Raw genomic sequence first — 13,995 nt, 5'->3', positions numbered from 1 at the left:
TTAGAGGAGGAGACGGCGATGGAAGGACATAACATGATGCAAGTGGGTTTAAGCCGGGTTATTGAGGGACAGCATCTTTCACGTACGGAGGCCCGCAGCGTAATGGAACAGATTATGAGTGGGAGTGCCACGCAGGCGCAAATAGGTGGGCTGCTGACGGCTCTGCGCATCAAGGGGGAGACGGTAGATGAAATCACCGGATTTGCCGAAGCTATGCGCAGCTATGCCAGCCCGGTGCAAATCGGAGAAGGTGATACCCGTTTGCTGGACACATGTGGGACCGGAGGTTCGGGTATTCACAAGTTTAATATTTCCACGATATCCGCTATTATTGCGGCTTCGGTATCTGTACGGGTAGCGAAGCATGGCAATCGCTCTGCAAGCGGACGTGCCGGGAGCGCCGATGTGCTGGAGGCCCTAGGGGTTAATATCCATTTGACGAGTGATCAGGCGCGGTCATGTCTGGATCGTATCGGCATCTGCTTTTTATTTGCGCAGCTGTACCATCCGTCTATGAAGTATGCTGCCGCTCCACGTCGGGAGCTTGGAGTACGAACGGTGTTTAACATGCTCGGGCCCTTGACGAATCCGGCAGGTGCGGATCGGCAGTTGTTGGGCATTTATGACGCGGGAAAAACGGAAGTTATCGCTGAGGTGCTGAATCGACTCGGCTCCAAGCGGGCCATGGTCGTCAGCAGTCTGGACGGATTGGATGAAATCAGCATTTCGGCACCGACACGGGTATCTGAGCTGAAGGACGGTCAGGTTCATACGTTTGAACTTAACCCATCGGATCTGGGTTTGCGGACGCACCGTCTCGATGAAGTGCTGGGTGGAGACGCGCAGGTTAACGCCGACATTATAGGTCGGATTTTGAACGGGGAACGCGGAGCTTATCGGGATGTCGTGTTAGCGAATGCCGGCGCGTGCATCTATGTATCGGGCGCAGCAGCTACCTTGACGGACGGAGTAGCACGGGCGGCGGAAGCTATTGACTCGGGGCTGGCCCTGTCCAAGCTGGATCAATTAATACAGGCAACGGGGGAATATCAATATGTATCTTGATCGAATTGTAGTGACGAAGCGACAAGAAGTGGAGCAGCTTAAGGAGCATTTTCAAATCAGTGAAGCCGAACGATTGGTTGCCGATTTACCCGCGACAAGAGGATTCGAGGATGCTATAGCTGTGCGCCGCAACCGTCCACTTGGACTGATTGCCGAAGTGAAGAAGGCTTCCCCCTCCAAAGGGTTGATCCGCCCGGATTTTCATCCGTTGGATATTGCACGGGCATATGAGGAAGCTGGAGCTGATTGCATTTCTGTCCTGACAGATGTGACGTATTTTCAGGGAAGCCCTGAATATTTGCACCAAATTCGTGAACAGGTAAAGATTCCGTTGCTGCGCAAGGATTTTATCATTGATGAACGGCAAATTTATGAAGCTCGTCTGCTGGGAGCGGATGCGGTGCTGTTGATTGCGGCAATACTGGAGCCACGTGTTTTGGGGTCATTTTTACAGATTGCCAAGAACCTGGGGCTGGACGCATTGGTAGAGGTGCATGACAGTGAGGAGCTTAAAGCTGTACTGGATCTGGGGACAGCAACCTTGATTGGCGTGAACAACCGAAATCTGCGGACATTTGAGACCCGCCTCCAGACGACAGAGGAGCTGATCGCACTGATTCCTAAAGGAGTTACGTTTATCAGCGAAAGCGGCATTGCCGGACCCGAAAATGTAAAGTATTTACATTCGGTAGGCGCACACGGCATCCTGGTTGGAGAGCATCTGATGCGCAAGGATGATGTAGGACAGGCTGTAGCCGATTTGATGGACGGGGTTAAAGCATGAACAAAACGGGCGTAAAAATTTGTGGACTTCAAAGCGTTGAAGTGCTAAAATCTATGGTAAACTTACCGGTCGATTATATAGGTTTTGTGTTTGCCGACAGCAAGCGCCGGATTGACGGCGCACAGGCTGGAGAGCTGCTTCGCGTATTGGATGAATGGACCCCAGGCAGCAGACCGCGCAGCGTGGGCGTATTTGTGAACCCTGATGATGCACTGTTAAATGATGTCATGGAGAAAGCACCATTAGATGTCATTCAACTGCACGGGCAGGAGAGTCCGCAGCGCTGCCGGGAGATCAGGGAGCATTTTGGCGTACAGGTATTCAAGGCATGGTCTGTGGATAGTAAAGGGCAGACGGTGAAGGGCGAGACAGAACGCCCGACGGACGAATTGGATGCCTATGTCGGGACGATTGACGCTTTACTGCTGGATACATATGATCCCTTGTATGGTGGCGGCTCCGGCAAAACGTTTGCGTGGGATCGGATTCCTGCCTATCAGGCTTGGACCCAACAACATGGAATTCCTATGTTTGTAGCCGGCGGGCTGACTGCCGATAATGCGGAAAAGCTGGTTACCGAGTATCATCCCGAAGGGCTGGATGTGTCCAGCGGTGTAGAGACGGATGGAGTCAAGGACATTGCAAAAATCACAGCATTCGTAGAAAGGGTGAAGCAGGCATGACACAATTACCTGATAACAACGGACGTTTTGGAACATTTGGCGGACGTTTTGTACCGGAAACGTTGATGAACGCACTGATTGAATTGGAGGAATCCTACCGGAAGTATGCGGATGATCCTGATTTTAACGCTGAGCTGAATGGACTGCTGAAGGATTATTCGGGCCGGGAAACGCCGCTCTATTATGCGGAGCGTCTGAGTCAGCATTTGGGCAAGGCTAAAATTTACTTGAAACGCGAAGATCTGAACCATACCGGAGCCCACAAAATTAATAATGCGCTGGCGCAGGGACTGCTGGCGAAGCGTATGGGCAAGCAGAAGGTCATTGCTGAAACAGGCGCAGGCCAGCATGGTGTTGCGACGGCGACTGTCGCGGCATTGCTCGGACTGGAGTGTAAGGTGTTCATGGGAGAAGAGGATACCGTACGCCAGCAGCTAAATGTATTCCGTATGCAACTATTGGGTGCAGAGGTCATTCCGGTTACATCGGGCACACGTACACTCAAGGATGCCGGGAATGAAGCTTTGCGGTATTGGGTGAGCCATGTCCATGATACGTTCTATATTTTGGGCTCGGCGGTCGGACCACATCCGTATCCAATGATGGTGCGCAACTTCCAGCGTGTCATTGGCGACGAAACCCGCCGTCAAATTCTCGAAAAAGAAGGCAGACTTCCAGATGTCGTGGTAGCGCCGATCGGTGGCGGAAGTAATGCCATCGGTATGTTCTATCCTTTTATCGAGGATCACGAGGTTGCTTTGCTTGGCGTGGAGGCGGCTGGAAAAGGCGTGGAAACGGAATTTCATGCAGCAACGATGAGCAAGGGAACGCAAGGTGTCTTCCAAGGCTCGATGAGCTATCTGCTTCAGGATGAATACGGACAGGTACAGCCTGCACATTCCATCTCGGCGGGATTGGACTATCCGGGGGTTGGGCCGGAGCATTCGTATTTGAAGGATATTAAGCGGGCCAAGTATGTTCCAATTACCGATCAGGAAGCGCTGGATGCTCTCCAATTGTTATGCCGCACGGAAGGGATTCTTCCGGCATTGGAGTCGGCACATGCAGTAGCGCAGGTCGCTAAACTGGCACCTACCTTGACGGCGGATGATATTATTGTTATCTGTTTGTCGGGTCGCGGTGACAAAGATGTGGACTCCATTATTAAGCATTTGGGAGGAAATCCGTCATGAATTTAATTGATCAGGTGTTTGGACGCCTCAAAAATGAAGGCAAAACGGCATTAATTCCTTTCCTGACGGTAGGCGATCCGGATGTGGACACGACGGTAGAAATCATTCGACAGCTGGAGTCGGCCGGAGCCGATATATTGGAGCTGGGCGTGCCATATTCGGACCCACTGGCTGACGGACCTGTCATTCAGCGTGCGTCTGAGCGTGCGTTGAAACGGCAAATCTCGATCCGCACGTGTATGGAGACGGCTTCTTTGGCCCGGGCGGCGGGATCAAGCCTGCCTTTTATTTTGTTCACGTATTATAATCCTGTGTTGCAGATGGGCATGGATGCTTTCTTTGCAGGCTTGCAGAAGCATGGTATTAGTGGCCTGATTATTCCCGATCTTCCGCTTGAGGAAGCAGAAGAGCTGGGAGGACGGGCGGCAGAGGTTGGTGTGCATCTGATTCCGTTGGTGGCTCCAACTTCTGAACAGCGGATTGAACGAATTGTCCGTCAAGCACGCGGATTTGTATACTGTGTATCCTCTCTTGGGGTAACAGGGGAAAGAGCTTCCTTTTTTGAGGGTATAGAGGGCTTTATCGCGCAGGTTAAACGACATACGGATATTCCGGTAGCGGTTGGGTTCGGTATCTCTACTAGGGAGCAGGTAATTCGTTTTTCGGACATTTGCGATGGAGTTGTCGTGGGAAGTGCCATTGTGCGTCAGGTGGAGGAAGCAATCCCGCTGCTGGACGATTCTGCGCGCAGAGAAGAAGGACTTTTGCAAATTCGCAATTTTGTGGCACAATTAAAGCAGTAACTGGCATCAATATAGAAAGCAGCAAATTTAGTTTTGAATGGATTAGAGGAGGTAGGGGAATGCGACCTAAACCGCATATTGTACATTTGCCGGTATATCAGCCTGGTAAACCGATTGAAGATGTAAAGCGCGAGCTGGGACTTGATGAAGTGATTAAGCTCGCCTCGAATGAAAATCCGTACGGCAGCTCTCCCAAAGTATTGAAAGCCATTCAGGAGGAATTTGCGAACATTAGTGTATATCCTGACGGCAGCGCGGTAGCTTTAACACAGGCACTGGTTAAACATACGGGCTTGAAAGAGGATCAGTTTATTTATGGCTGTGGCTCTGACGAGATTATTGCGTTGATTACGCGTGCTTTTCTTCTTCCCGGGGAAGAAAGCATCATGGCCGATCAGACCTTCTCTGTGTACAAGAGCAATGTGGAGATTGAGGGAGCGGTTGCTGTTGAGGTGCCTTTGCGTGACGGGGTGCATGATCTGGAGGCTATGTTGTCTCAGATTAACGACCGTACGAAAATAATCTGGATCTGTAATCCAAACAACCCGACAGGCACAATTGTACCTGAAGCAGAGCTGATCGCATTTTTGGATCGAGTGCCAAAGCATGTTTTGGTCGTGCTGGATGAGGCGTATTTCGAGTTTGTGACAGACAGCACGTATCCAGACGGTATTCGTTTGTTACCGGCCTATGAAAATCTGCTTGTATTACGCACCTTCTCCAAAATCTATGGCCTAGCATCGCTTCGCATCGGATACGGAATGGGGACTGCGGCAACGATCCGCATGATTAATCAGGTTCGTGAGCCGTTCAATACTTCACGGGTAGCTCAGGCTGCAGCGATTGCGGCGTTGGAGGATCAGGATTTTGTGCAGGAATGCCGTGACCGCAACGCAGAGGGCAGAGCCTATTTGCAAAATGAGCTGAAGCGCCTTGGACTGGAATCTTTTCCAGCACATGGAAACTTTATTATGCTGAATGTACGTCGCCCGTCGGGTGAGGTATTTCAGGAGTTGCTTCAAAAAGGCGTAATTATTCGCGCTGGTCATTACAAATATCCGACATACATTAGGGTGTCGGTTGGATCACAGCCGCAAAATGAGTGGTTTATCCGTGCGCTGGAACAGGTCCTGGGGGCGGAAACGGCGAAAGCGCGTCTATAATTTCCGCAGATGGGATTTGATAATTGATGAAGATTGCCATTTTCGGCGTGGGACTGATCGGTGGGTCCCTTGCGCTTTGTTTTAAAGGGAAGCCGGGCATTACCGTTGTCGGTCATGCTCATCTTCCCAAACTGATAGAGCCGATGTTGAGCCGTGGTGTCGTGGACACCGTGACTCTTTCGGTTGAAGAGGCGGCAGAGGACGCCGATTTTATTTTTTTATGCGTACCTGTCGGCTTACTGGAGCATTACTTGGAGTTGTTAAGCAGGCTGCCGCTTAAAGAGGGTTGCATTATTACTGATGTAGGCAGCACAAAATCGTCGATTGCTAAAAAAGCGTCAGAAATCTCTTTACGTCATGCTTATTTTATCGGTGGCCATCCGATGGCCGGCTCGGAGCGTTCCGGTGTGAAGGCTGCTTCCGCATTGTTGTTTGAGAATGCCTACTATGTACTTTCCCCGGCAGAGGGTGTGCCTGAGGAAGCATACAGTTCGCTGGAGCGTCTGTTGAAATATACAGGAGCTCAGGTTGTGCGTGTCCAGCCTGATATGCACGATGACATTGTCGGGGCGATCAGCCATCTTCCGCATATTATTGCAGCGGCGCTGGTGAATCAGGTGCGCAAGCACAATGACGAAAATCCGTTGTACCGTACGCTCGCTGCCGGTGGCTTCCGCGATATTACGCGAATTGCTTCCAGTGATCCGATTGTATGGCGGGATATTTTGCTGAGCAATCGTGATGTTTTACTAGGTCTGCTGGAAGAGTGGAACGGGCAGATTGAGCGTTTTACCCATTTACTGAGAATACAAGACGGAGAGGGAATTGCTGACGAGTTTTTGATGGCGGGGCATTTCCGCAGTGAGCTGCCGGAACGCCGCAAGGGTGTCATCGTCTCAACGTTTGATCTGTATATTGATGTACCGGATACCCCGGGGATTATCGGCCGAATTGCAACAGAGCTGGGGGACAACAGCATTAACCTGAGCAATATGCAAATCATCGAAAGCCGGGAGGATGTTCCCGGTATTATGCGACTTTCCTTCCGCCAGGAACGGGACTGGGAGCGCGCCAAGGCACTGCTCGATTCAATGAGCTATAAAGTGGTGGTATAGAAAGGAAAGTATGATTGTTGGTTAAGGCGGATAGCACCGCTTCGCGATTCATTTGATCTTACGATCGCTGTTGCCGCCGGATTTTTTCGATCAGATGCTTTAATGGGAAAATCCGGCGGCAAAGGCGAACGCTCCGCTTCTCCAGATTCAAATGAACCTCTGCGCTACAGACCGCCTTAAAAGCATCACACTTTCTGTGAGTGAAGTAGTAGGAAAAGATTTAAAACGAGCGGAGATTCTCTGCGCTCGTTTTTTTGTTGTGTTATGGCCGAGAGCCCAGTTAAGGTGATATAGATGGGTAAGTTCATTTTCTTTGTTATATAAGCTAAATTCGAAAATTTTATATAAAAAACGGAGTAGGCGGGATGGTGCTGGACAACAGCGATGGGAAGCACCATCCGACTGCGCAGTTGGCACCTTACGTAACTTTCCAGTTCAGCTTAGTATATGGGTTCAAAAAAAGACCACCCGGGTAAAGCCCCGGGTGGTAGCTGCTCTTATGGAGTAGCTGAGTAGGATAGGAGTGGAGAGAAACCATACTGTACTTTTATTATATGTATACGTTTTCATTTTGTCAATGTTTTTTTAAAGCGTTTTCTTGTGGGTAATTATTCTTACCAGCGTATTCAAAAGGGACGGACTCAAGGTTATGTCACTTTATCTTGAAAAAACTTAAAATTGGTCGGAAATGCCGTATATCGGAAACAGCTGCTAGCGTTACGTAGCCTATGATGGAAATCATGGGGATTTTGGACTTTTTTACTGACGACTATTTTGTGGTACAATGGGTAAGTCCATTTTGGATGTTGAGAAATGTTGGGGATAGCACCGTTATTGTTGGCACTACATAGGGTAAGAAAAAAACAAATGTTCCATGATGCTGTTTCATCCATTTGCGCAGAGTGCGCAACTTTTTTTGGCCTGTTCGGTATATATAGACAGAATCGAATGGGAGAACAGCACATGTATGGGCGAGGAGGGTCTCACTCGGATGATGACAGATTCCCAGATGATTCAGGAAATCAAACAAGGTAATGTTGAGGTTTATTCAGAATTAATGAGGCGGCACCAACGTAAAATTTTAGCTTTTGTTTATCATATGCTGAAAAGTTCGAACCTGGAAATGATCGCTGAGGACTTATGCTCGGAGACGTTTTACAAAGCGTACCGGAGCCTGCACTCTTTTCGCGAGGTAGATGCATCGTTCTCCACATGGTTATATACGATTGCACGTAATACGGTGCTGAGCGAGCTTCGCAAGCATCGTAGCGGTCAGGTTCCATTGGAAGAGAGCGGTTATGTGCCGGTTGCTCCATTGGATGTGATTCCAGAGCAGGCCGTCCTTCGCGGCGAGAAGGTAGAGATGGTTCGTGAAGCGATCAACAGATTGCCAGAGAAGCAGCGGTCTGCGCTGATTTTGCGCGAATACGAGCAATTGGATTATCAGGAGATTGCTACGATTTTGGGGCAGACGGTCAGTGCGGTGAAGTCGTTGCTTTTCCGGGCCAGAACCAGTGTGAAGACGCAGTTGGAGCCTTATTTTTTTGAGCCTCTCTATGAGGAAAACGAAGGGATGAGCAGCCAATGAAATCCAGGGACGCTGAGGATTTGTTCGCTACAGGCAAAAATGTATCGAAACAAGACTCGGAGCGCAGACGGGCCAGAAGCTCGTCTGCCGGATGGGAGCATGGTTCGGAAGAAAATGAGTGGAATTTGTCAAAAGAAAGTCGATCCGCTATTCGCGATATTTCCTTTGAGATAACAGATGAGCAGGCGGAAGCTATGAATCGCAGGGTCATGGATCGAATTTATGAAGAGTCACCGTGGCTTGTTCCCGGCGAGCATCGGCGTGCGCGTGTGAACCCGGCAGCCCGTAAGTATATGTCCGTATGGATCGCCGGCTTTTTGGCGGTATTTTTGTGTAGCTTTTTGTTTTTAAACTGGAATGGAAGCTCCTCTCAAGAAAATCCTCCTCAAGCGGAACTTGTCATGGATACAGGTATTTTACCGACAGGCTTGCTGAAAACTACAAGTACATCTCCACAATATCAATACCACATTAAAGATATGAATAGTGGCATTATGGACCCGCTGGTTGCAAGCATTGTTCCTACTTACCCGCAATATTGGATGTTGTTGTCTGTGTTGGCACTTGCGCTTGCCTTATTTTCTTTGGGCTGGATTCATCGTGCGAGACGGGTTAGAAATTAGCAGCACGGCTGGGCTCCACTACGGATTCATAACAATGCCTGAATAACTAAATAGCGGAGGAAACAACACGATGCTTATTGGCTTGATCAGACATGGATTAACGGATTGGAATGCGGTGGGTAAAATCCAGGGCCAAAGTGATATTCCGTTGAATGAGGAAGGGCGCCGGCAGGCACGCTTGCTGGCAGAACGATTAAAGGATGAGCCCTATCATTGGGATGGTCTTATTACAAGCAGCCTTTCCAGAGCGAAGGAGACGGGGGAGATTATTGCTTCTGTTCTTCACCTTCCTATACTTGAGCCGGATGATCGGCTGAGAGAACGTGCTTATGGTCAGGTCGAGGGCATGACGCAGGTCGAGCGTGAGAAGAAGTGGGGGAGCGACTGGCATCTGCTGGATCTGGGACAGGAGAGCGATGAAGCTCTTCAACTTCGAGGGTTGGCTTTTATGGAGGCCATTTGGTCGGAAAATCGGGACAAGAACCTGCTGGTCGTTTCTCATGGCGGTTTTTTGGCTAATTTGTATAAGGCTTTGTATCAGGAAAAGTTTACGGAACGAATTGGTAATCTGTCACTGAGTGTTCTCCAGCGTGAGGATACGGATTGGACGCCGCTGTTGTATAATTGCACCAGACATTTACAGGAAAAAAGCGATTGTAACTCAAAAGGTTGACGAAAGACCACGAATTTCTACTCAGCGTAGAAGCCGTGGTCTTTTTATTTTTTAATTATAGCTTTGTAAAAAAGAGGTTTAGAGTCTGAACATTCCGTCAAAGCTGTGGGTACAACAGGTAAGAATCAATTCCGGATGACAGTCCAGTGACGAGGCGATGGAACGATGAATCTGGCGGATATGCTGACATTTGCGGATATTGTGCATTTGAACAGAATTGCGGTGTATTACGAATGTGACTGTAAGCCCAATTCCAAACATGAGCTGATCCAGGGCATTTTGACAAAGCTCGGCAGCAGCAGTTTTTTTGAGATGCAAGTCAGGGAGCTAAAGCTGTCAGAGGTAAGGTTTTTGAACACACTGCTATTCGATGACCGGCCTTATTTCAGTATGGAGGAATTGATTGCAGTTGCCAAACAATCTGCCGAGGAGGATGGGGATTCCGGTGAGCGACCGCGGGACATCGTGACCCGTTTACGCAATAGTGGCTGGCTGTTCAACGGTTCGACGCATAATACGAGGTATTTGTATCAAATTCCGTTGGACATGAAGGAGCGTTTCCGTCGTGTCATGGTGCAAGACTTGCAAAACGGAATGATCCGGGTAAGTGAGCCAACGTCGTACCGGGATGAAGGACATCTTTTGGCGGAGGATTTACGACTTTTCCTTCAGTATATGGAGCAGCATGAAGTTCCGCTTAACCCCGAGGGGGCTTGGTATCGTCGCAATCAGCAGCAACTAATGGAGCATTTGCACATTGCGGAGCCACTTCTGGGTAAAGGAGGCTGGCGTTTCGGATATGGTTCCTCCTTTAAGTTTTATCCCGACCGAATGGCACTGCTGTATGATTATGCACGTCACTCCAGGTTTATTGAGGAAAAGGGGGATCGAGTTGTGCTGACGGCAAAGGGGGAGGCACGCAGGGAGTACGCGATCGAGGATGAGATGATACAGCTATTCAGGTTTTGGTTAAGATTGTATAAGGGAGCCGTTCCCAATCTACTTTCTCTGGTCTACTGGATAGGAGAATGTGCCAGGCCCTGGACGTCCTCGGAGTCGCTTTTTGTACATATCGGCCCGCTGATCAGACCGTTCTACTATGATACGCCCCGTTCGGTTTTTGATCAGAGAATTATACGAATGATGCTGCACTTGGGTATGCTTCGTCTGGGTGAGCATTCGACGGGGCCATCTGTACAGATGACCGCCTGGGGGCTGAAGCTGGCAGGGGAGTACCGCATTGGGAGGAACGACCCGGGTATGCGGCTCCATTGACAAGCAGTATACATGTTGATAGAATTCACCCAAAATGAGAGGGTGAAGTTGATGCTGATTCACTATAACGGGAACATGCCACAGCTCCATTCATCTGTCTATGTGGCAGAAGGAGCAAAAGTTGTCGGAAAGGTAACGATCGGCCAAGATTCCTCAGTTTGGTTCAATGCCGTACTGCGCGGGGATATGGCGCCTGTCATCATCGGTGAACGCTGCAATATCCAGGACGGAGTCGTGGGACATGTGAACACGGACCAGCCCCTGGTGCTGGCGGATGATATTTCGGTGGGACATGCTGCGATTATCCATGGCTGCATGGTAGGCAAAGGCACTTTAATCGGTATGGGGGCCATTGTACTCAACGGAGCTGAGCTTGGTGAATATGCTTTAATAGGAGCAGGGTCGGTCGTTACGGAAAATACCAAAATACCACCCTATACTCTTTCTCTCGGTACACCTGCCAAAGTAGTGCGAGAATTGACAGACGCAGATTTGCAGCGGATGTCACGGACGGCACTCAGCTATGTGGCGAAAGGAAAAGAATATAGGATCTCTTAAACTCATGTTGGAGGTGCATCCTATGGATAAAATGAAGGTTACTTATGAAGTAATGTTGGGCCTGTCTGCTGAAATGGTTTTGGACGAGGCATTACGTAAACACCGGAGTGAAAAGCTCTACAAGGATATTGATGAGGCGCTGGCCTCCGGGGATGAAGTAGCTTTTCGTCATCTTACGGATGAACTGAAAGCGATCAATTGAGCCGTTTCAGGAGATCTGATCCTGGGTAACAGACCCATTGGCAGTACAAGACCATAATCATCAAGCCTGACCGTAGCAGCGGCCAGGTTTTTTTGATACGCCTTTATATGATATAGTCTTTGTAGATGGAGCCTTTACGGGGCATCTATCGTATGAACGGAGGATGAGGACGTGTCGTTGTCTTATTTGTGGAGCCGGTCGTTCTTGACGAGCCGGCCTTTTTTGTGGCTGCTGTTCTGGTGTAACCTGGTTGGAACCGTGTATGGGTACATATGGTATGGAGGGCAATTGGAATACACGCTAAACTACCACCCGATATGGCAGATTGTATTTGTGCCTGATAGTCCGACGGCCAGCCTGTTTTTTACGATTTCTGTATTATTCCTGCTTTATCCTCCGCGCCTGAAGAGCTTGAAGGTCATTCGCCAACTGACGGAGGCGTTAGCTGTGGTTACGAGTGTAAAATACGGCATCTGGGCCTCAGCTATTATTTTTTGGGGTGTCGCGCAGGGAGGGCATATGATATGGCAGGATTGGATGCTGGTAGCATCTCACACGGCAATGGCAGTCGAAGCCTTGCTGTTCGTTCGTTTTTTCACCTGCAAATGGGCGGCTCTGTGCGTAGCAGCTTTGTGGACACTGTTAAATGATACGGTCGATTATACATTTGGCATATATCCGTATCTTCCGAGGTCGCTAACGGATTTTGTACCACAAGTGCGTACTTTTACCTATATGCTGACCCTTTTCAGTATCGCAGCTTCATGGCTTGCCATGTACGTGCGTGATCGAATGACTTCCTCATTTAATAAGGCCAAATCATTGGAATAGGTCCAATATTAATTTTATGATTTAATTTTTACGAATTGGAGAATTATTGATGGTTATCGTTATAAATAAAAAAGAATATAGATTTGGAAAGGGAATTCGTGATGATCCTAAAATAAGAAAGAGCTTTAACCAATTAGCAAAACAAAGTTTTGATCTGGATTTTGAAGTTTGGGATCAATTTTGGGATCAATTAGGATTCTGGGATGAAAAATATATTCCTTATGTACTGTTAGATGGGGATTGCGTGGTGGCTAATGTATCTGTGAGTCTGATGGATTTTAGTTTGTCAGGTGAACAGAAGAAATTTATTCAAATCGGAACCGTAATGACAGATCCTAACTATAGGAATCAAGGGCTGAGTCGCTTTTTGATAGAACGTGTGCTACAGGATTGGCATGGGAATTGTGATGCAATGTATCTTTTTGCTAATGATGATGTGAAGGAGTTTTATCCTAAATTTGGTTTTGCTGCTGCACAAGAATATCAATGTATCCGGAAAGCACCAGATAAAAGCATGGACGTTCCAGTTAAAAAATTGAACATGGAGGCGACGTCAGATTTACAGCTATTGAAAAGAAAATGTTCCTCTTTAAATCCTTATTCATATTTTTCTATGGAAAGCAGTGAATGGTTAATATTGTTCTATTGCACCTCTTTTTTTAAAGATAAGGTGTTCTATATCCCTCTGTATGACACGATTGTCATTATGGATTTCGAAGAAAATATCATGAATTGTTACGATATTTTTGGAACGGGGGATATTTCTATAGAATTGATTTTATCTGTAGTCATGGAAAAAGAAACGAAGAAAATTGTTTTCGGCTTTACGCCAGATCCAATGGAGGGTTGCGAAATTTCTCTTCTGAATCAAGAAGATACTACACTATTTTATAGATCTAACAATGAAAGTATATGTACAGAACATAAACTAATGTTTCCTATTTTGTCACGGGCATAACCTGCCCTAGCAGATAGCAGCACGCTAAAGCCGAGTTCTAGTCCCTGTAACCTTGCATACAGTAAGGTGAGGAGGGATGTCCCATGGATTGGAGTCAGGCGTTTCGTGGTGTCCTGCGTGTTGTTTCGGGAGTTGTGTTAGCTATGGTTTTGTTGCTTTCCGTATGTTTCCCTCCGGGCATTGCGGAAGCGCGGGATCAGCCCAAGTCCACCAGTAATGCAAAGGAAATAGAGGAGCTGGATCGTGCGGCTGCGGTATTGTACCGGGATGTAATGGATGGAAATATTGAAAAAGCGAACGCCGATGTTGCGGAGGTAAGCCGATGGTTCAGCACGGGTCAGGTACAGGCTGCGCTGTCTGTGGAGGCTATTCATGCTTTGTCCGGCAGTATTCTTGGGGTACAGCAAGCTACACAATCCGTGCAAGCATCGCCGGATGAATGGGTGAAGGCCGCTGCCAATTTGCGACTTGCGGTAGATGC

The 13,995-nt window shown here is 48.3% G+C and carries 15 protein-coding genes and 1 pseudogene; all 16 read left to right on the top strand.

Translation table 11 applies throughout. From position 1 onward, the window contains the following. Positions 1-18: 18 nt before the first annotated feature. Positions 19-1,065: an anthranilate phosphoribosyltransferase gene (gene trpD, locus L696_RS0102425; protein ID WP_025682233.1), complete on the top strand. Its 1,047-nt coding sequence runs from the start codon at positions 19-21 to the stop codon at positions 1,063-1,065. Then, the gene (trpC, locus tag L696_RS0102420; RefSeq protein WP_025682232.1) at positions 1,055-1,849 is read left to right on the top strand and encodes an indole-3-glycerol phosphate synthase TrpC; all 795 of its coding nucleotides are present in this window, start codon (positions 1,055-1,057) and stop codon (positions 1,847-1,849) included. The genes trpD and trpC overlap by 11 nt, the downstream gene beginning before the upstream one ends. Further along, positions 1,846-2,532, top strand: a complete 687-nt coding sequence (locus L696_RS0102415; protein ID WP_025682231.1) for a phosphoribosylanthranilate isomerase — start codon at positions 1,846-1,848, stop codon at positions 2,530-2,532. The genes trpC and L696_RS0102415 overlap by 4 nt, the downstream gene beginning before the upstream one ends. Further along, positions 2,529-3,725: a tryptophan synthase subunit beta gene (gene trpB / locus L696_RS0102410; RefSeq protein WP_025682230.1), complete on the top strand. Its 1,197-nt coding sequence runs from the start codon at positions 2,529-2,531 to the stop codon at positions 3,723-3,725. The genes L696_RS0102415 and trpB overlap by 4 nt, the downstream gene beginning before the upstream one ends. After that, positions 3,722-4,528, top strand: a complete 807-nt coding sequence (trpA, locus tag L696_RS0102405) for a tryptophan synthase subunit alpha (protein WP_025682229.1) — start codon at positions 3,722-3,724, stop codon at positions 4,526-4,528. The genes trpB and trpA overlap by 4 nt, the downstream gene beginning before the upstream one ends. A 59-nt stretch (positions 4,529-4,587) precedes the next feature. Then, positions 4,588-5,691 carry a histidinol-phosphate transaminase gene (hisC, locus tag L696_RS0102400; RefSeq protein WP_025682228.1) on the top strand — a complete coding sequence of 368 codons (1,104 nt, stop codon included), beginning with the start codon at positions 4,588-4,590 and terminating at the stop codon, positions 5,689-5,691. A gap of 26 nt (positions 5,692-5,717) precedes the next feature. Further along, on the top strand, positions 5,718-6,806 hold the full coding sequence (locus L696_RS0102395; protein WP_025682227.1) for a prephenate dehydrogenase: 1,089 nt from the start codon (positions 5,718-5,720) through the stop codon (positions 6,804-6,806). Between the two features lie 991 nt (positions 6,807-7,797). Further along, the gene (locus tag L696_RS0102390; protein WP_014282079.1) at positions 7,798-8,394 is read left to right on the top strand and encodes an RNA polymerase sigma factor; all 597 of its coding nucleotides are present in this window, start codon (positions 7,798-7,800) and stop codon (positions 8,392-8,394) included. Further along, positions 8,391-9,017 carry a hypothetical protein gene (locus L696_RS0102385; protein ID WP_025682226.1) on the top strand — a complete coding sequence of 209 codons (627 nt, stop codon included), beginning with the start codon at positions 8,391-8,393 and terminating at the stop codon, positions 9,015-9,017. Before L696_RS0102390 ends, L696_RS0102385 begins: the two co-directional genes overlap by 4 nt. Positions 9,018-9,087: 70 nt before the next feature. After that, positions 9,088-9,690, top strand: coding sequence for a histidine phosphatase family protein (locus tag L696_RS0102380; RefSeq protein ID WP_025682225.1), 603 nt, complete (start codon positions 9,088-9,090; stop codon positions 9,688-9,690). 165 nt (positions 9,691-9,855) lie between these two features. Further along, positions 9,856-10,965, top strand: a complete 1,110-nt coding sequence (locus L696_RS0102375) for a hypothetical protein (protein WP_025682224.1) — start codon at positions 9,856-9,858, stop codon at positions 10,963-10,965. A gap of 51 nt (positions 10,966-11,016) precedes the next feature. Beyond that, the gene (locus L696_RS0102370; RefSeq protein WP_025682223.1) at positions 11,017-11,523 is read left to right on the top strand and encodes a gamma carbonic anhydrase family protein; all 507 of its coding nucleotides are present in this window, start codon (positions 11,017-11,019) and stop codon (positions 11,521-11,523) included. Between the two features lie 22 nt (positions 11,524-11,545). Beyond that, complete coding sequence (locus tag L696_RS0102365; RefSeq protein ID WP_025682222.1) at positions 11,546-11,725, top strand: IDEAL domain-containing protein; 180 nt, start codon at positions 11,546-11,548, stop codon at positions 11,723-11,725. 171 nt (positions 11,726-11,896) lie between these two features. Next, a complete protein-coding gene (locus L696_RS0102360) occupies positions 11,897-12,556 on the top strand; it encodes a DUF1405 domain-containing protein (protein ID WP_025682221.1) in 660 nt (219 codons plus the stop codon). A 49-nt stretch (positions 12,557-12,605) separates the two neighbouring features. Then, complete coding sequence (locus tag L696_RS0102355) at positions 12,606-13,514, top strand: GNAT family N-acetyltransferase (RefSeq protein ID WP_025682220.1); 909 nt, start codon at positions 12,606-12,608, stop codon at positions 13,512-13,514. A gap of 83 nt (positions 13,515-13,597) precedes the next feature. Then, positions 13,598-13,995: pseudogene (locus L696_RS0102350) on the top strand (sporulation protein YpjB); the annotation flags it as partial.

Origin of the sequence: Paenibacillus maysiensis, from assembly GCF_000520815.1 — a bacterium.
In the GTDB taxonomy this organism is placed as follows: Bacteria; Bacillota; Bacilli; order Paenibacillales; family Paenibacillaceae; genus Paenibacillus; species Paenibacillus maysiensis.
The sequence above is the reverse complement of the archived record's forward strand: the minus strand, read 5'-3'. Positions and strand labels throughout refer to the sequence as shown.